This window comes from Paenibacillus sp. J22P143, from assembly GCF_059692035.1.
In genome coordinates this window covers 315,934-332,929 of sequence record NZ_JCAUAQ010000004.1, presented here as the reverse complement: position 1 = coordinate 332,929, position 16,996 = coordinate 315,934, and the positions used below count along the sequence as shown (strand labels likewise).

The window sequence follows — 16,996 nt, the reverse complement described above, 5'->3', positions numbered from 1 at the left end:
AAGTACTACTAGGATTGGGATAGTATGAATAGCAGAGCAATTTTTGTTGAAAGGGACGTGAGAAATGAATAACCTCAACTTAAGATTATTATTGAAAGCATCACGATTTCAGGTTATTCCAGTCATGGTTATTCCTGTCGTTCTAGGTGGATTAGGAGCCATTGTATGGAACGATACATTTCATCCAATGCTATTTGTGCTGACCTTTATTGGATCTATTGCAGCGCATCTTTTCTCAAATATGATTAATGACTTATGGGATTTTAGAAATGGGATTGATACGGCAGCCAAGGAAACGGCCTCCGCGATCTCAACGAATTCAGGATTTCTGGCAAATGGCATCATTGCAGAACGTACGTTTAGTTTTTTAACATGGTCATTATTTGCTGTTGCCCTTATTTGTGGACTTATACTAAGTATAAGCAGTGGTTGGCTCGTTCTTTTGTTCGGAGGTTTGGGTGCATTAATTGCCTATTTCTATGTGGCGCCGCCTATTAAATTTGGTTACCGTGGCAAAGGATATAGCGAGATTGCTATTTTGCTATCCTTTGGTGTTTTACCTACGTTAGGCAGTTACTATGTACAGACCATGCAGGTGGATTATCGCCCGCTATTGCTATCTTTACCAATCGGCTTATTAACGACATTGATTCTATTTAATCATCATTTTCTCCATTGGCAAGCGGATCAAAGTGCTGGGAAGCGAACGCTAGTTGTTGTATGGGGCGAGAAGCGAGCCCTGGTTTTCTCCAAATTTCTATTTGTACTGTCTTACGTAGCATTGATTACTTGTGTAATTCTTGATGTGTTCCCTTACTATACCCTTCTTGCTTTACTTACAGCCATTCCATTTTATCGGGTTTATCGTAATTTGAAGTCAGAGAATCCTTCTCCGGCCTATCTGCCATTAATGGGTGCTTCCTTAAAAGCAACCATAAGAGGCGGCATAATTATGATGCTAGCCTTAGTAGTCCAAGCTTTCATTCAATCTTAAAATTCACAGATAAAGCGAGGTCATATACATGAGCAAGCAATTTACAATTGGTGAATTTCACACGATCCTTTCGGAAGGCGAAGTTTGGAAAATAGGCGGTTTCCCAATGCCGGATGGATCTTTCTGGGAATTCAGAGAACCGAATGCAACGATTATTGTTAGAAATGGCATTCTCTATGCGCGTGCACCGCTTAGCCGCAAAAATGATTATGTACAATTTCTAGATAACGCAAAGCATATGTATTATTCGGCTCAAGACGTTGAAGTGCCGGTAGAAGGAGAAATCTCCTTCGAGCTTCAAATTCGTGCTAGTACGCAAAACACAGAGCCTAACGACTTATATGATGGTTTCGTTTCGTTGAATTTGCTTGATTTTACGACAGGGGCAGCATTGGATTTCTTTGCGGGTAATGATAAATATGCGAGTGTTTATGCAGTACTTCCCTTCCCAGGTGTACAAGTGCCTGAAACAGATAAAACACGTTTCTTCTGTATTTTCAAAGAGGAAACCAATTTCCAACCACGTGAATTTAATACGTATAAAATTACGTACCACCGCGGGAATGATGAAGTCATTTTCTATGTGAACGGTGAGGAAGTGCGCCGTGAGAAAAATGTGCCGATCAAATTCAATCGATTCACAATTGCATTAGGCATGATGACAGAGAAGGATTTGACGCCTCAAGGAAGTGTCTCTCTACATGGACAAACGATTATTGGCGAATGGACGCCCGTCACTGTTACAGTAACGGAATAAAACGTACGATTGAAAGAGCTCGGACTTCATTCCTGAAGTCGGGCTCTTTTTTGCACGCTCCTGCCTATGGGTGAATACACTGGAGTACTCAGCGATTAGGCTTCATAGGAGGTACGGGTATGCGGAAATATACAGTCAAACAGGATCCTCGCGATTTTCGTGATTTCACATACAGGAGTGTCAATTATATTCGGGAATCCCAATTGCCGAAGCAATTCGATTTACGCAACAAACTCTCTCCTGTTGTGAACCAAGGTTCGTTAGGTTCATGCACTTCGAATGCGATTGTGAGCGGATTGCGAGAGTACTGGCTGCGATCCGAAGAAGAGAACCCAACGCGGTTATCCCGACTTTTTCACTATTGGCATGAACGTGAACTCGAGCATACGATTAATCGTGATGCAGGAGCTACGATCCGTGATGGGTTTAAAGTGCTGCAGAAAACGGGCGTATGTCCAGAGGAAGTATGGCCCTATGAGATAGCGAATTTTCGCAATACGCCGAATCATGAAGCTGAAGCTCTTGCTAGGTACTATCGTATTGATGGCTATCATCGTATTCATGATCTAGCAGGTATAAAAGCAGCACTTGCAGATGGATCACCAGTTGTTTTCGGTATTTGGATCTATGAATCGTTTGAAAGTAAGACAGCTTCCAAAACAGGGAAAATTCCGTATCCAAATCGGAAAAAGGAAAAGCTGCTAGGCGGTCATGCCTTACTTGCTGTTGGCTACAAGGATAGTAAGGTGAAGGGACAGGGAGTCATCATTGCTAGGAACTCATGGGGTACCACTTGGGGTGACGCTGGCTACTGCTATATTCCTTATTCCCTTTTTAAAAATAGATCGCTGACCTTTGATTACTGGACGGGAAAATAAATCAAAAATAAGGGAGGCTTGCAGCAATGTTAAGCGTGGAAGATGCGAACAAAATTATAGCTTTCTTATCGGCTGCCTATTTCGCAACCTCAGATGCTGAAGCGAGGAAGGAATTTAATCGTTTAGCGAATGAAGTGAGGAAGGCTTCAGGACAGCCCTTACAATAAGTAAATGAATACATCCAAATGAAATTCAACGAAACGAGGGGCGGCTTCATGCCAAAGGAAAAGCTTGCGTTACTCATTCTCATCCTTTATGTTTTGCTAATCTTGTTTCTTAGTTTGTTTTTATGAAAAATGAGAAAAACAGCCGTTGCGATCGGTCGCAGCGGCTGTTTTACGTTTAAAACCCCTTGTATTGCGGCTCTTCATTTTCTAATTGCTGAACGCGTGAAGAGACTTGATCAACAATTTGCTGGGTAGATTGGGCAGCTGTCTCATATAATTGCTTGGCCTCTTGATTCTGTGTACTAAGGGCAAAGGTTTCAAGACTGGCTTGTGCACTTTTTAAGGATGCTAGGGTGGTTTTAACTTGTGCTGCTACTGTCATGTTGTCGTAAACACTCCTCAAATTTGATTATGGATGAGAACAGATAGATTCAATATGCGCTCTCCGGTTTGCGGTTGTTAATATGCCCGCAGTGATTGCTGTATATGTTACCAAATAAATCCAATTTAGAGTAATAATAGTTAGTGTCCAATTGGCACATAATGTAGATATTGAAAGATGGAGAAGGAGGAGGAATGATGTGCCGGACTGGCTACTTATTGCTATTAGAGCACTAGGTACCTTAATGTTTCTGTTTGTTTTAACGCGGATTCTAGGTAAAAAACAAATATCTCAGCTCACTTTTTTTGAATATGTCATCGGCATAACACTTGGGGATCTGGCAGGTAACATTTCGACTGATGTCGAGGCGAATTACTATCATGGTGTTATCGCAATTTTGGTATGGGTCCTTGTGCCATTAGTACTGGAAATATTGACTTTGAAGAGCAAGACACTTCGTGTCTGGTTTGAAGGGAATGGCCGAGTTCTCATTAAGGATGGCAAAATTCTTGAGGGGAATTTGAGAAAAGAACGCTATACAGGTGACGAACTACTTGAACAATTACGTACCAAAGGCGTATTTCGGGTGGCTGATGTGGAATTTGCGATGCTGGAGACTAGCGGTGATTTGAGCATTCTGTTAAAGAGTGAGAACCAGCCATTAACGCCTAAGCATATTGGCATGAAGCTGGCCATAGAGAAACCCACGCAAGCTGTCATGATGGATGGTGTCATTCAAAATGAGCCGCTGGCTGCCGCGGGAAAAAGTAGAGGATGGCTGCAAGCGGAGCTTGATAAGCTGGGTGTTGCGAAGGAGAATGTATTTCTCGGTCAAGTTAACACAGAGGGTGAATTAACCGTTGATCTTTTTGATGACAACCTACAAGTCCCTGCACCGACCGAACGTCCTGCCTTACTCGCTTGCTTAAAGAAATGTGAAGCAGATTTGGAGCTGTTCTCACTAACGACACAGAATGCAGAAGCCAAACAAATGTATGAAGCTTGTTCCATTCAGTTAACCCAAATTATTCAACAGGTACATACGATTCTCAGAGCTTAGGTTTTGAGGGAATAGGAGTAAGTCATGCCTAACAACAAGAAGAAAAACTTAACAATGACACAGCAAGAGTACCAAAAATTAGCCAAGCAGCAAGAGCCCAAAAGACCTGTTCTCAAAAATTGCGGCAGAGCCTTTCTCGTGGGGGGCACGATCTGCCTGATTGGCGAATGCTTTATGCGTATGTTCATTAATTGCTTTGGATTTACGGAGAAAACAGCGGGCAATCCAACCGTAGCAGTAATGATTATTATCTCGGTTATTTTAACCAGTCTCGGTATCTATGACAAAATCGCACAGTGGGCAGGAGGCGGAAGCTCTGTCCCCGTTACTGGATTTGCGAATTCACTTTGTTCGGCGGCGATTGAGCATCGTGCGGAAGGTCTAGTGCTTGGCGTTGGCGGAAATATGTTTAAGTTAGCGGGTTCAGTTATCGTTTTCGGAACTGTTGCGGCCTTCTTTGTAGGGATTGCGCATCTTATCTTCACGGGGGGTTGACGATATGCTGAAGGGACACCAAAGCTGGCTTTTTGAAAATCGGCCCGTGATTCTGTCAACGGGTACTGTTGTAGGTCCAGATGAAGGAAAAGGACCGCTAAATGAGGATTTTGATATTGTTCATGGCGATTTGACACTCGGTCAAAAAACATGGGAAAAAGCAGAGAAAGCGTTGCTGGAGGAGGCTGCACATCACGCACTGGCGAAAGCCGGGCTAACCGACGGCCAGATCCAATTCTATGTTGGCGGCGATCTGATGAATCAGATCATCTCCAATACCTTCGCGGCGCGGACGCTGAATATACCTTATCTTGGTATATTCGGCGCTTGCTCTACGTCGATGGAGGGACTGGCGCTAGCCGCCCAATTGGTCGATTCTGGCGCAGCCAACTATGTGATGGCTGGCACCTGCAGCCATAACTGTACGGCGGAGAAGCAGTTCCGTTATCCAACGGAATATGGCTCTCAGAAGCCGCCGACAGCGCAGTACACGGTCACGGGCGCAGGGGTCGCCGTGCTAGGGAAGACCGGTGTCGGCCCTGTCGTCACCGCTGCTACGATCGGTCGGATCGTGGATATGGGGATCACGGATCCGTTCAATATGGGCGCAGCTATGGCGCCGGCTGCCGTCGATACGATCCAAACCCATTGCCGCGAATTGAATCGCGATCCTTCCTATTACGATCTCATCGTGACGGGGGATCTAGCTGCAGTAGGGGTCAGCATTGCGCGTGAGCTCTTTCACAAGCACCAGTTCCCAATCGAGCAAACAACCTACAACGATTGCGGATTAATGATCTTTGATCGTGAAACGCAAACGGTTCAGGCGGGAGGCAGCGGTTGCGGTTGCTCGGCTACGGTTACCTACGGGCACTTGCTGAAGCGCATGGCCAAAGGGGAGTTGAAAAGAATTCTCGTTGTGGCGACAGGAGCCTTGCTTTCACCGCTTTCTTTCCAACAAGGAGAGAGTATTCCTTGTATCGCACATGCTGTTTCCATTGAGTCTGGAGGGTTATACGTATGAGCTTTTTTTGGGCTTTTGTAGTTGGAGGGGCCATCTGTGTGCTTGGGCAGCTCATGATGGATGTTGGTAAACTAACGCCAGCCCATACCATGAGCACACTTGTTGTTCTTGGTGCCATTGCGGATGGTTGCAATTTATATGAACCGTTGATTGCCTTTGCTGGCGCAGGTGCGACCGTGCCTATAACGAGCTTCGGGAATGCGCTTGTTCACGGAGCTTTAGAGGAACTCCATAAGGATGGCTACATAGGTATCATAACAGGTATTTTCAAGGTGACCAGCGCGGGGATATCCGCTGCGATTATTTTCTCGTTCTTGGCTGCCTTGTTTGTGAAACCCAAAGGATGAAGCTAGTTAGTGTGATAAGGATGCAACAGCATGTGCAATGGACGCCAAGTGGCGTCTTTTTCTGTTTCACGTGGGTAATTTTAACAAATAACTTTAGAGGATTTACAAGTATACGGAAGAAAAACTTTCCTGTAAACTAGATTTACGTACATTTTTTTTTATTTTCTGAACCAAACAGAATATGAAGCATGCTCGTACAAATTAGCCTTGTTAACGCATACAAGTTTTCTACGAAAACTCTAAGGAGGACCAACACATGGAAACTGCCACTCAGCTTCATGTAGAAGTACTAGCTAGGCTGAAAGCAAATTTAGAATCATGTATTCTTGGCAAAAGCGCTGAAATTGAATTGTTGCTTACTGCGATGTTGGCCGGTGGTCATGTTCTGCTTGAGGATGTTCCAGGAACAGGTAAAACGGTACTCATTAAAGCATTAGCGAAATCCATTAACGGGCAATTCCGCCGTATTCAATGTAACCCGGACTTATTGCCAACGGATATAACTGGCGTTTCTATATATCACCCCAAAAAAGAGGAGTTCATTTTCCGTTCTGGGCCGATTATGACCAATATTTTGCTGGTAGATGAGATCAATCGCGCCACGACGAAAACCCAATCAGCCCTTCTGGAAGCGATGGAAGAGCAGCATATTACAGTAGACGGCGACTTGCATGAACTCCCATCTCCGTTTCTAATGCTAGCGACTCAGAATCCGATCGACTTTGAAGGCACATATACATTGCCAGAGGCCCAATTAGATCGATTTATGATCAAGCTGAGCTTAGGTTATCCAAGTGAAGCAGCTGAGAAAATGATGATTGCATCCCAAAGCAAAGTTCATCCAATGGAAGCACTGCATGCTATTGTGGACACCAAGCAAGTGCTTGAGATTCAGGAGCAGGTTCGCCGTGTTCACTTGGATGAAGCCGTGGCTGATTACTTAGTCACCATTTCGAGAAAAACACGGGAACATCACGCTGTTTTCCTCGGAGCGAGTCCGAGGGCTACACTTTCACTAGTATTAGCATCCAAAGCGTATGCTTTCATACATGGACGTGATTATGTCATCCCGGATGATATTAAATATTTAGCTCCTTTTGTACTGGGTCACCGTATGATCCTTCAAATGGAAGCGCGTATGGATGGCGTTAGCATCGCTTCTGTACTCGCTGCGATTTTTGAGCAAGTACGGGTTCCGGTCAGATTGGAGAAGTGAGCCTATGAAACGACCGGTATTTAAACGATTCGGGGAGCGTCCCCGGTTTCCGGCAGCATTATGGCTACTTTTAACTTGTTTGTTGGCTAGCTTGTTCTTCATGCTACTTCAAGGTGGGAAGCTAGCCTCGATGTTATTCATTACGATGACAGTTTTAACGGTGTATTTGCTTTCAGGGAACTGGAGTGGCATCAAACGCGCGCAGGGGACTCGCAAGCTTGCGAATGCAGGCTTAGAGGCTAAACTCGAGGCAGGACAATCTTTGCAAATTAAGATTGGGGTACAATTGCCAGGGTATTGGCCAGTTCCTTACTTGATGATTAAAGATCAGCTAATTCGTCAGAATGGGGATGAATCAATTTTTGAAGGGTCAATCGTTCCAGATTGGAAACGTCGTGGTGAGTTCACCTACAGCACGCCACCACTACGGAGAGGCTATTATCGTTTCGGTGAGACGGAGTGCTTGACGGAAGATATTTTTGGCTTTTTTCAGCATAAGGGTCGATTGGATCTACAGCAGCCGATTACCGTGTATCCGCAAACCGTCACCATACGCGAATGGGCGCAATTTCATCAAATGCTCAAAGGGATGCAGCATCACTCTACGACAACTAGCGCACACCGGGAAACGACGCAAATTAATGGCGTTCGCGAATACATTTACGGCGATCGGCTTTCACGGATTCACTGGAATGCGACGGCTAAGACAGGCACCTGGAAGTCGAAGGAGTTCGAGCGGGAATCTTTGCCGAAAACGATTATTCTCCTAGACCGAACCGCTCGAGCGTACCGAGATGGAGCTGAATTTGAATTAGCTGTGTCGGTTGCAGCTTCCTTGTTCCGATATGGAACAGGACGTGAAATGTCGCTGGGCCTACTGTCGATCGGCAAGGAATTTACTTATTTTGAACCGAAGCACAGTCAGCATCATTATAAGGAAATTGTTAAACATCTAGTAGGTGTAGATGCGGATGGCTATCAAACTCTCAGTCAAATATTGAAGGAGCGCTCGCAGGATTGGCCGGCAGGCAGCTTAATTGTACTTATTTCTCCGCAAAAGGGCAGTAGTATGCTGCAAATGTTTCAGCAAATGGCGCTTCTTCAAATGAAGCCCTGCCATATTTGGATTCATGGTCAACCAGATCAAGCTTTTGGACCTCAAGGAGTGGAGCAAATCTCCACGCATGAGGATTACATTAAAGCGATTCGCTCACAAGGCTATATGGGGTATGATGTTAGTCAATTAACGGACTTGCCTAACCTTCTGGGAGGGGCGAAACGGTATGCCTAACACATGGTGGAGCAGACTCCTTCTTAAGGATTGGGCGATACGAGTCTCTGCGATTTTCGTTGGTATCTTCCTGTATCAATTTTTGATTTGGATCATGAAAGAAGATGGTCTTTGGCTTGCTGAGACGGTCTCTTTTGTAACATGGACCTTGGTCCTTACTACGGCGACTTATTGTATACCCAAAATCACGAATGGCTGGCGCGCATTGATCCAGTTCATACTCATTATCTGGCTCCATGGCTTGGGAATGGGATATCATTGGGTAGCTGTTCATCTGACGTCATGGAAAGAGGCGCTGCGATGGATTGGTCTCAATGCAGGGCAGCTTGAACCGTATATTTGGTTTAGTTTAAGCGCTTGGATCGTTTATTTGTTCGCAATGTGGTCCATTCAATCGAGATTTCGTACTGTCGTCCTCATTTTTGTTAGCATTTTATTTTTTGCCGCACGTGATTCTTTCAGTATGATTATTCTATGGCCTCAAGTGGCGATGATCCTGCTCTGCGGATTTCTCATCTTAATTGTGAGACATTTTTCGCAGCTGAAGAAAAAAGCGCCAGACGTTTGGGAGACGATTTCCGATTATCCGTCTTCTTTCGCTGTTCCTATCCTCATTTTGGTTGGCGTGATTACGTTGGCTGGTGTTTTCGCACCAACGGTAAATCCCATTTTGACGGATCCTTATACAGCTTGGAAAGTGAGTCGCGGGGAAACGGTGCCATTGCTTGGCAAAGGAGTTAGCATTGCAACTTCGACGGCTGACGCCTCATCGGGCTATAGCCGTGATGATAGCCGACTCGGCGGTGGCTTTCGATTTGATTACACGCCGGTGATGACGGTTGAATCTAGTAAACGAACCTATTTCCGTGGTGAAACGAGATCGATGTATAACGGGAAAGGTTGGGAGCTTGGGCCAACGGAAAAGAGATTGCCTATGTTTCGGGTGAATTTGAATCCGTTACCGCTGGATCCACGGTTTGATGTATCGCAATTGAAAACGCAGGAAGTCACGCAAAGTGTTGTGATGGATCGTGAAGAGGTGTTCCCTGTATTATTCGGGGGATACGCCATTCAGAAAATTGTGGAAATTAATAAAGGTGAAAACCCATTCCAGCGTATCATTTGGTCACCGCGACAATCGGAGCTTCGCTTCACAGGACGAAGTAATTATCCAAAAGACTACTCGGTTGTGGTACAAGAGCCTATTCTTGAGGAAGATCTGCTGCGGAAAACGGCAGGAGATTACGTAAATAAGCCGGACTGGGCAGAGTACTTACAAGTACCGGCTGATTTGCCTGAGCGTGTGAAACAGCTAGCTCTTGATCTTACGAAGACAGCAACGAATCCCTATGATAAAGCGAAGCTGATCGAGAAGTATTTGTCTGAGAATTTCCCTTATACCAATACACCAGACGAAACGAAGGGGAAAAGTAAAGATTTTGTGGATCGTTTCCTTTTCGAAGTCAAGCAAGGGTATTGTGATTATTACTCGACGGCAATGGCTGTGCTCACGCGTTCGATTGGTTTGCCTACACGCTGGGTGAAAGGATATTCCTCAGGGTCCTCTTCGATCGCCAACGACATTCGGGAACAGGGTATCTTAGGTGCTTTAGGAGCCACATTTGACACAGATGGTGCTGGTACGTATACGATTCGCAACTCAGATGCGCACTCTTGGGTAGAAGTTTACTTTGAAGGCTTTGGCTGGATATCCTTTGAGCCGACCTCGGGCTTCACGCTGCCCAATGTATTCCCAGAAGCAGCACCAGTACCAGAAGATTTAACAACGGATACGGAAACGAGCACATTGCCAGAAGAAACGACAGAACCAAAGAGCTTCACATGGCTCTGGCTGACACTGAGCAGTGTAGTAGTCGTAGTACTTCTATCTGTCGCAGTATTTTTCTTAATGAGAACTGAAGCTTGGTATAACTGGCGAGCTCGCAGGAAACAGCTGCAAGTCGTGAATTTCAATCAGAAAATAATTGTTGAATTTGAAAGAATGCTCCGTGCCTGCCGTCGTAAAGGGTACACGCGACACGAGTATGAAACTGTTCGTGAAGCAACAACCAGATGGTCATCACAGAGTAAATGGTTGAAGAAAGAGCTGGATGCGTTAATTGAATTATTTGAACGTGCGAAATATAGTCAATTAGCGGTGTCTGAAGTTGAATATCAACAAGCGAACCAATTAATTCTTCGTGTCAAAGAACAAATGAAATGAGAAAACGAAGCCACTCTCCCATCTAGGAGGGTGGCTTCGTAATGAGAGGAGATTTGTTCAAATGGCGTTCATCGATTGTCATTTTCACTCCGAATCCCTTGGTGTTGCAGCTTCCATGCATGTTATATTACCTCAAGTTGCCAAAAGCCAAATCGGACTAGCTTCACATGCTTATGGGGAGAAGCACCCCACATTGTTTTTACTTCACGGCTTGTCTGATGATCATTCAATCTGGATGCGGAGAACCTCCATTGAGCGATACGCTTCCCAGCTCGGTATCGCTGTCGTTATGCCAGCTGTGAATCGCAGCTTTTATGCAGATATGGCTTCAGGGCCAAAATATTGGGAGTTTATTAGTGAAGAATTACCAACGATAGCGAGATCATTCTTCCCATTAGCAGAGGAAAGAGAGTTAAACTACGTAGCAGGTCTTTCTATGGGCGGATAGGAGCTATGAAGCTGGCACTCTCGCATCCGGATCGATTTGCAGCGGGCGCTAGTCTTTCTGGTGCTGTTGATATTGTTGGGAGAGCGACTGCGTTTCCAAATGATTTTCAATTGATTTTTGGCGACGGATCAACGATAAAAGACAGCCCGAATGATTTATTTTATCTTGCAGACCAGCTCGTTGCTAGTAAACAAGAGAGACCTCAGCTCTATCAATGCTGTGGTACGGAAGATTTCCTATACGAAGATAACATTCGATTCCGGGATTATTGCCGTGCACAGGGATTGCAACTGACATATGAAGAAGAACCAGCCACACATGAATGGGGCTATTGGGATCACAAAATTCAAAGCGTATTAGACTGGTTGCCGTTGCCATCAAGAACCTAGTGGGAAAATATGTTCTTTTCTTTTTGCAACAAACGAGGCACTATGGTATAGTTTCACGTATATGTCAAGGAAGCAGTTGGAGGGAATTCGTTTGCTGAAAAAGCTTGTACCCAGACAGTCTGTTCATACAATTTATGATATTGATGCCAATCACCTGTGGGGATTCGGTATTCGCGGAATTATAACGGATCTTGATAATACACTTGTTGGTGCACGCGATCCACATGCGACACCTGAGTTAATAGAATGGCTGAATCATTTGCAGCAGATCGGCTTCAAAGTTGTCATTGTGTCGAACAATCATCATAACCGGGTGTCGACCTTTGCAAAGCCACTGGGCATTCCGTTTATTCACCGTGCCAAAAAACCGACGAATGCTTCCTTTCATAAAGCGATGAAGCTGCTTGGAACGAATACGCGACAGACCACTGTTATCGGGGATCAAATGCTGACAGATGTGCTTGGCGGCAATCGAATGGGGCTATACACGATCCTAGTTCAACCGATCTCAAGAAAAGATGAAGGACTATTTACGAGAGTGAATCGTCTGATTGAGAAATGGGCAGTAGCAAGGATGAAGAAATAGGAGGTTTCATGAGTACAGAAACAATACAACATTGTGCGGGTTGCGGCATTGGGCTGCAAACAGAAGACAAAAGTAAGCTAGGCTTTATTCCAGAGGCAGCCTTGCAAAAGGAACCTTTGATTTGCCAACGCTGTTACCGGATTAAGCATTATAATGAATCTTCAAGCATTACCCTTCAACAGGACGACTTTCTGAAATTATTAGGACATGTTGGTCAAACGAAGGCGTTAGTTGTGAAAATCGTGGATATTTTTGATTTTGAAGGCAGTATGATCAGCTCACTTGCCCGATTTATCGGCAATAATCCCGTTTTACTCGTAGTTAACAAGATTGATTTGCTGCCCAAAGTGACGAATGCTAATAAGATCATCAACTGGGTGCAGCGCAGAGTCAAGGAAGAGAACCTCAAGGTTGTTGATATCGTCCTTTGCAGCGCGAAGAAAAACATCGGCTTCGACCGAGTTATTTCTGCTGTACAAGAATACCGCGGCAACATGGACGTGTACGTGGTTGGTGCTACGAACGTAGGGAAATCGACGTTAATTAATCGCCTTATCAGTGATTACAGTGATTTGGAAGCTGAACTGACGACGTCGCAATATCCGGGAACTACGCTCGATCTGGTCAAAATTCCGCTTGATGACGGCAAATTCATTATTGATACGCCTGGGATAGTGTACAAGCATCGTCTGACTGAGGTCGTGAAGAAGCGTGATCTAACGCCGCTTATGCCAGATAAACCGCTTAAACCTATGGTATTTCAACTTAATGAGGCTCAGACGTTATTTTTTGGCGCGCTCGTTCGATTTGATTTTATCCAAGGTGAGCATCAATCCTTTACTTGTTACACGTCGAATGCGATTCAGATACATCGCACGAAGCTGGAGAAGGCGGATAACTTGTATGAAGAGCACAAAGGTGTCATGCTGACGCCGCCGGCGCAAGCTGATCTTGAAGAACTTCCTAAGCTGGTTAAGCATCCGCTGCACATACCGAAGGGGAAACAGATGGATGTGCTGATCTCAGGTTTAGGCTGGATTAAAGTGAATAGTCTAGCTGGTGCACAGCTCGCTGTTCATGCACCGAAGGGCATTAAAGTGATTACACGGGAGTCGTTGATTTAGGAGGACATGGGGAGATCATGGAGAAGACTCGGACGATCGACAGTCATACAGTACTATACGGAGTATTCGGGGATCCGATCAGGCATTCCCGTTCTCCGATCATGTTGAACCGCGCTTTTCAGGAAGCGGGGATCAATGGGGTTTATGCAGCTTTTCACGTTAAGCCTGAAGAGCTTGGCGACGCAGTTCGGGGAATCAGGGCTCTAGGATACCGCGGAGTGAATGTGACAATTCCACATAAAGTAGATGTGATGAACTACCTCGATGAGATCGATGAAGGGGCTATGATCGTTGGCGCAGTCAATACCATCGTGAATGAAGCGGGCAAGCTCAAAGGCTTCAACACAGATGGGATTGGTTATGTACGTTCCTTGAAGGAAGAGACGGGAATCGATCTCAAAGGGAAACGTGTTCTTCTGCTCGGTGCAGGCGGCGCAGCACGCGGCGTGGCTTATGCCTTGGCCAAAGAGGGCGTGAGCTGTATTTATATTGCGAATCGTACCAAGGCGCGTGCTGTTGAGCTTGCTGCTACAATAGGCGCATTCACCGAAACCGTTGGCTTAGGGATGGATGAGTTGGGGGATATTGTTGATAATGTTGAATTTGTTCTCAACACGACGTCAGCAGGCATGCACCCTAACATAGACGAGCTTCCTATGCCGCTTCATCTAGTTCGAACACATCACCTAGTTAGTGATCTTATTTATAATCCACGCATCACGAGATTTCTTCGTGAAGCGGAAGCTATAGGAGCTCGCATTCATGGCGGGCTTGGCATGTTTATTTATCAAGGCGCTTATGCCTTCGAGTATTGGACGAATACACCTGCGCCGGTTGAGGCGATGAGACAGGTGGTAGAACAGTCATTAACTGAATAAGAATGAATAGAGGGACATCCATGTTAACAGGCAAACAAAAACGTCATTTACGCTCACTCGCGCATCACATTGATCCAATCTTTCAAGTAGGTAAAGGAGGCGTGAATGACCATATCATTCGTCACATTCAAGAAGCTATCGAAGTTCGTGAATTGATCAAAATTACCGTGCTTAACAACAGCGGAGAAGATCGTCAAGAAGTCGGAGCTGAATTATCCGAGAAATCTGGCGCAGAGCTTGTTCAGGTTATCGGGAAGATCGTCGTGCTTTACAAAGAATCGCGTGACAATAAGAAGATTGAACTGCCGCGCTAATGAGGTGGACGTATGCTTGTCGGAATTATGGGAGGCACATTCGATCCCATCCATACCGGTCATTTAATCGCAGCTGAACGTGCGAGGGTAGAAGGGGGCTTGGACGAGGTATGGCTGATGCCTGCCAACGTCCCTCCGCATAAGCCTAATGCACCATGGGCAACAAGCCAGCAGCGTTGGGAGATGGTTTGCCTTGCTGCGGAAGGCAATCCTTTTTTTCGTCCAGTCGATATCGAAATTAACAAAGGCGGCGTATCCTATAGTATCGATACGATCGAACTGTTGAAATCGCAATATCCGGACATCGCGTTCACGTATATTATTGGCGCCGATATGGTTCAGTATTTGCCGCAGTGGCATCGCATCGATGACATCGTGCGGCAAATTCATTTTATTGGATTAGCCAGACCTGGTTATGAGCTGGACTTGACTCAACTGCCCGAGCGTATTCGAAATCGAGTGAAGCTTGTACCGATGCCGCTCGTTGAAATTTCTTCAACAGCAATTCGGGCACTGAGAGAGAATCGGGATCCCGTGAGGTACCTTGTACCAGATAAGGTAGGGCAATTCATGGAGGTGAATCGCTTATATGAAACGTGAAGACCTTATGGCAGCGGTCAAGGAGCAAATGCCCGAGCGGCGTTGGCAGCACACGCTTGGTGTGATGGAAACGAGTGTGCTGCTGGCTGAACGATTTGGCGGGGATGCGGTCAAAGCGGATGTCGCAGCGATTTTGCACGACTATTGCAAGTATTGGCCTATTCAGGAGCAAGCTAAGATTATTCGTGACAATGATTTACCACAAGACTTGTTAGCTTTCGATAAGGAGCTGTGGCATTCGCACGCAGGTGCTTTTATCGCGAAGACGCAATTCGGCATTGACGACGAGGAGATTTTGGATGCGATCAGGTACCATACATCCGGTCGCGAACAAATGACGCAGCTCGACAAAATCGTATGCTTGGCGGATTATATGGAACCAGGCCGTGATTTCCCAGGAGTCGAGTTCATTCGTGAACTTGCTAAGTCGAGTCTCGAACGCGCGTTGATTGCCGGCTTTGACTCCACCATCAACTTTTTGATATCCAAAGGTAAGCGCATTTATCCACTTACTATTTTGACACGGAACGATTTATTGGAACAAATCCAAATACACACCTAATGACATGGAGGATGATTGCATGAGTAAAAACCCAGAAGAAATATTAGCATTCGTTGTTGAGGCAGCGGAAGACAAAAAAGCAGCGGATATCGTTAGCTTGAATTTGCAAGGCGTATCCCCAATTGCGGATTATTTCGTTATTTGTCACGGGAATTCGGAAACACAAGTACAATCAATTGCAGGCGAAGCTCGTAAAAAAGCGCATGAGCATGGTGTTCATATTCGAAGCTATGAAGGCATTGACACAGCAAGATGGGTACTTCTTGATCTAGGGGACGTTGTTCTCCACGTTTTCCATCGTGATGATCGTCAATATTATAATATCGAAAAACTTTGGTCCGATGCCAAAGTTGTGGAGCGCGTATGAGAAATGAAGCAGGATCCCTTGTTACCCTAGAGGTAGCAAGGGAAGTTCCACCTAATGGCTTTTTCCTGAGTGATGGATATCAGGATTATCTGCTGCCTTATGCGGAAATTGTAGGGAACCGAATTAGTCCTGGAGACAAAGTGGAAGTGTTCTTATTCCACGATACGCAGGATCGAATTATGGCGACCATGAAGAAACCGCTGCTGACCATGGGTCATGTTGGGCTTCTAGAGGTTGTTGATATTCATCCGCGGTTTGGCTATTTCTTAGAAATGGGTCTTGGTCGTCATTTACTTTTACCCTACAAACATGTGCCAGAGCTTGAAGAGCTTCGACCTCAAGTAGGGGATAAAGTGTTCGCAACGCTTGCACACGATCGGCAAGGCCGATTAATTGCAAAGCTGGCGCTTGAAGAAGACTTGGCTCCGCTATGTGTACGAGCTCCGTCGAGTTGGACAAACCAATGGGTTAAAGCTCGTGTTTATCGTCCACTTCAGATGGGTACATTCGTCATATGTGAGGCGGGTGTTCTAGGATTTGGTGTCATCGGACTGATCATTCCACAAGAGCGGACACGCTTGCTTCGTGTAGGCGAGCTAGTTGATGTTCGGATCGCATTTGTGCGTGAAGAAGATGGACGAGTTAACCTATCGATGAGGCTTCCGAAGGAAAAAGGACGCGATGAGGATGCAGAATGTATTCTTGAAGTGCTCCGTGAACGTCCTGGGAATGCTATGCCATTCTCGGATAAAACGCAGGCAGATATCATCAAGGATAAATTCGGTCTAAGTAAAGCAGCCTTCAAACGTGCTTTAGGCAAGCTGATGAAAGATGGTCTCATTTATCAGGAAGCAGATTGGACGTATCTGAAACAAGAGGAGACGCAAGGCTGA

Annotated in this window: 20 protein-coding genes and 1 pseudogene; 20 read left to right on the top strand and 1 reads right to left on the bottom strand. The window is 45.5% G+C overall.

Features of this window, described 5'->3' with window-relative positions:
• Window positions 1-64 precede the first annotated feature (64 nt).
• From AC58PQ_RS10700 to AC58PQ_RS10685, 4 genes are all read left to right on the top strand, one after another.
• The gene (locus AC58PQ_RS10700; RefSeq protein WP_497241915.1) at window positions 65-994 is read left to right on the top strand and encodes a prenyltransferase; all 930 of its coding nucleotides are present in this window, start codon (window positions 65-67) and stop codon (window positions 992-994) included.
• A 28-nt stretch (window positions 995-1,022) separates the two neighbouring features.
• A complete protein-coding gene (locus AC58PQ_RS10695) occupies window positions 1,023-1,751 on the top strand; it encodes a DUF6081 family protein (protein ID WP_497241914.1) in 729 nt (242 codons plus the stop codon).
• A 119-nt stretch (window positions 1,752-1,870) separates the two neighbouring features.
• Entirely contained in the window at window positions 1,871-2,629 is a 759-nt protein-coding gene (locus AC58PQ_RS10690; RefSeq protein WP_497241913.1) for a C1 family peptidase, read from the top strand.
• 26 nt (window positions 2,630-2,655) lie between these two features.
• Window positions 2,656-2,796, top strand: coding sequence for an N-acetylmuramoyl-L-alanine amidase (locus AC58PQ_RS10685; protein ID WP_497241912.1), 141 nt, complete (start codon window positions 2,656-2,658; stop codon window positions 2,794-2,796).
• Window positions 2,797-2,971: 175 nt separating this feature from the next.
• Here AC58PQ_RS10685 and AC58PQ_RS10680 read toward each other — a convergent pair whose 3' ends face one another.
• A complete protein-coding gene (locus AC58PQ_RS10680) occupies window positions 2,972-3,178 on the bottom strand; it encodes a DUF1657 domain-containing protein (RefSeq protein WP_310226800.1) in 207 nt (68 codons plus the stop codon).
• A gap of 199 nt (window positions 3,179-3,377) precedes the next feature.
• Here AC58PQ_RS10680 and AC58PQ_RS10675 point away from each other — a divergent pair, with 199 nt between their 5' ends.
• The 16 genes and pseudogenes from AC58PQ_RS10675 to AC58PQ_RS10600 all read left to right on the top strand — a co-directional run bounded on the left by AC58PQ_RS10675 (window position 3,378) and on the right by AC58PQ_RS10600 (window position 16,996).
• A complete protein-coding gene (locus AC58PQ_RS10675; protein ID WP_497241911.1) occupies window positions 3,378-4,238 on the top strand; it encodes a DUF421 domain-containing protein in 861 nt (286 codons plus the stop codon).
• Window positions 4,239-4,262: 24 nt separating this feature from the next.
• Window positions 4,263-4,733, top strand: a complete 471-nt coding sequence (gene spoVAC / locus AC58PQ_RS10670; protein WP_477592190.1) for a stage V sporulation protein AC — start codon at window positions 4,263-4,265, stop codon at window positions 4,731-4,733.
• 4 nt (window positions 4,734-4,737) lie between these two features.
• Entirely contained in the window at window positions 4,738-5,757 is a 1,020-nt protein-coding gene (spoVAD, locus tag AC58PQ_RS10665) for a stage V sporulation protein AD (protein ID WP_497241910.1), read from the top strand.
• A complete protein-coding gene (gene spoVAE / locus AC58PQ_RS10660) occupies window positions 5,754-6,104 on the top strand; it encodes a stage V sporulation protein AE (RefSeq protein ID WP_068670930.1) in 351 nt (116 codons plus the stop codon). Before spoVAD ends, spoVAE begins: the two co-directional genes overlap by 4 nt.
• Window positions 6,105-6,360: 256 nt before the next feature.
• Window positions 6,361-7,320, top strand: a complete 960-nt coding sequence (locus AC58PQ_RS10655) for an AAA family ATPase (protein WP_497241909.1) — start codon at window positions 6,361-6,363, stop codon at window positions 7,318-7,320.
• A 4-nt stretch (window positions 7,321-7,324) separates the two neighbouring features.
• Window positions 7,325-8,611 carry a DUF58 domain-containing protein gene (locus AC58PQ_RS10650; protein WP_497241908.1) on the top strand — a complete coding sequence of 429 codons (1,287 nt, stop codon included), beginning with the start codon at window positions 7,325-7,327 and terminating at the stop codon, window positions 8,609-8,611.
• On the top strand, window positions 8,604-10,835 hold the full coding sequence (locus tag AC58PQ_RS10645) for a transglutaminase TgpA family protein (protein WP_497241907.1): 2,232 nt from the start codon (window positions 8,604-8,606) through the stop codon (window positions 10,833-10,835). Before AC58PQ_RS10650 ends, AC58PQ_RS10645 begins: the two co-directional genes overlap by 8 nt.
• A 61-nt stretch (window positions 10,836-10,896) precedes the next feature.
• Window positions 10,897-11,672, top strand: a pseudogene (locus AC58PQ_RS10640) (alpha/beta hydrolase).
• A gap of 91 nt (window positions 11,673-11,763) precedes the next feature.
• Window positions 11,764-12,258: a YqeG family HAD IIIA-type phosphatase gene (locus AC58PQ_RS10635; protein WP_497241906.1), complete on the top strand. Its 495-nt coding sequence runs from the start codon at window positions 11,764-11,766 to the stop codon at window positions 12,256-12,258.
• An 8-nt stretch (window positions 12,259-12,266) separates the two neighbouring features.
• Entirely contained in the window at window positions 12,267-13,382 is a 1,116-nt protein-coding gene (yqeH, locus tag AC58PQ_RS10630) for a ribosome biogenesis GTPase YqeH (RefSeq protein ID WP_497241905.1), read from the top strand.
• A gap of 17 nt (window positions 13,383-13,399) precedes the next feature.
• The gene (locus AC58PQ_RS10625) at window positions 13,400-14,260 is read left to right on the top strand and encodes a shikimate dehydrogenase (RefSeq protein ID WP_497241904.1); all 861 of its coding nucleotides are present in this window, start codon (window positions 13,400-13,402) and stop codon (window positions 14,258-14,260) included.
• A gap of 20 nt (window positions 14,261-14,280) precedes the next feature.
• Window positions 14,281-14,574, top strand: coding sequence for a ribosome assembly RNA-binding protein YhbY (gene yhbY / locus AC58PQ_RS10620; RefSeq protein WP_477592199.1), 294 nt, complete (start codon window positions 14,281-14,283; stop codon window positions 14,572-14,574).
• Window positions 14,575-14,586: 12 nt separating this feature from the next.
• Window positions 14,587-15,174, top strand: coding sequence for a nicotinate-nucleotide adenylyltransferase (locus tag AC58PQ_RS10615; RefSeq protein ID WP_497241903.1), 588 nt, complete (start codon window positions 14,587-14,589; stop codon window positions 15,172-15,174).
• Window positions 15,164-15,736, top strand: a complete 573-nt coding sequence (gene yqeK, locus AC58PQ_RS10610; RefSeq protein ID WP_497241902.1) for a bis(5'-nucleosyl)-tetraphosphatase (symmetrical) YqeK — start codon at window positions 15,164-15,166, stop codon at window positions 15,734-15,736. The genes AC58PQ_RS10615 and yqeK overlap by 11 nt, the downstream gene beginning before the upstream one ends.
• Window positions 15,737-15,755: 19 nt before the next feature.
• The gene (gene rsfS / locus AC58PQ_RS10605) at window positions 15,756-16,103 is read left to right on the top strand and encodes a ribosome silencing factor (RefSeq protein ID WP_497241901.1); all 348 of its coding nucleotides are present in this window, start codon (window positions 15,756-15,758) and stop codon (window positions 16,101-16,103) included.
• A complete protein-coding gene (locus AC58PQ_RS10600) occupies window positions 16,100-16,996 on the top strand; it encodes a CvfB family protein (protein ID WP_497241900.1) in 897 nt (298 codons plus the stop codon). Before rsfS ends, AC58PQ_RS10600 begins: the two co-directional genes overlap by 4 nt.